Origin of the sequence: Streptomyces sp. GC420, from assembly GCF_009916105.1 — a bacterium.
Taxonomy (GTDB): domain Bacteria; phylum Actinomycetota; class Actinomycetes; order Streptomycetales; family Streptomycetaceae; genus Streptomyces.
The window spans coordinates 1-1,168 of record NZ_JAAAXQ010000768.1; the positions used below are offsets into that span (position 1 = coordinate 1).

The 1,168-nt window shown below is 68.5% G+C and carries 1 protein-coding gene; it reads right to left on the minus strand.

Annotated elements, in window-relative coordinates; genetic code table 11:
• Window positions 1-24: 24 nt before the first annotated feature.
• Window positions 25-1,168, minus strand: a 1,144-nt coding sequence (locus GUY61_RS38500; protein WP_243767048.1) for an acyl-CoA dehydrogenase family protein, incomplete at its 5' end; no start/stop codon positions are given.

The following is a 1,168-nucleotide window of genomic DNA, read 5'->3' on the forward strand; positions in this document are numbered from 1 at the left end:
CGGTCCGTCGGGTTCGCGGGTCCGTTACGGCAGGTTGCGGGCCATGACGACGCGCTGGACCTGGTTGGTGCCCTCGTAGATCTGGGTGATCTTGGCGTCGCGCATCATCCGCTCGACCGGGTAGTCACGCGTGTAGCCGTACCCGCCCAGCAACTGCACCGCGTCCGTGGTGACCTCCATCGCCACGTCCGACGCGAAACACTTCGCCGCCGCCCCGAAGAACGTCAGGTCCGCGTCCACCCGCTCCGACTTCGCCGCCGCCGCATACGTCAGCTGCCGCGCCGCCTCCAGCTTCATCGCCATGTCCGCCAGCATGAACTGCACACCCTGGAAGTCCGCCACCGGCCTGCCGAACTGACGCCGCTCCGCCACATACCCCTTCGCATAGTCCAGCGCCCCCTGCGCGATCCCCAGCGCCTGCGCCGCGATCGTGATCCGCGTGTGGTCCAGCGTCTTCATCGCCGTCGCGAACCCCGTCCCCTCCGCACCGATCATCCGGTCCGCCGGGATACGCACATGGTCCAGATACACCTCACGCGTCGGCGACCCCTTGATCCCCAGCTTCCGCTCCGGCGCCCCGAACGACACACCCGGATCGTCCTTCTCCACCACGAACGCCGAAATACCCTTCGACCGCTTCTCCGGATCGGTGACCGCCATCACCGTGTAGAACCGCGACTCCCCCGCATTCGTGATCCACCGCTTCACACCATTGAGAACCCAGAAGTCACCGTCACGCACCGCCCGCGTCTTCATCCCCGCCGCGTCCGAACCCGCGTCCGGCTCCGACAGGCAGTACGAGAACATCGCCTCGCCCCGCGCCAGCGGCCCCAGGTACTTCGCCTTCAGCTCCTCCGAACCCGACAGCACCACCGGCAGCGAACCCAGCTTGTTCACCGCCGGGATCAGCGACGAGGACCCGCACACCCGCGCGACCTCCTCGATCACGATCACCGTCGCCAGCGCGTCCGCCCCCGCACCCCCGTAACCCTCCGGCACATGCACCGCGTGCAGATCCGCCGCCACCAGCGCGTCCAGCGCCTCCCGCGGGAACCGCCCGGCCTCATCCACCTCCGCCGCGAACGGAGCGATCTTCGCCTCGGCCAGCGCACGCACCGACTCCCGGAGCATCTCGTGCTCCTCAGACGGCCGGTACAGGTCGAAATCC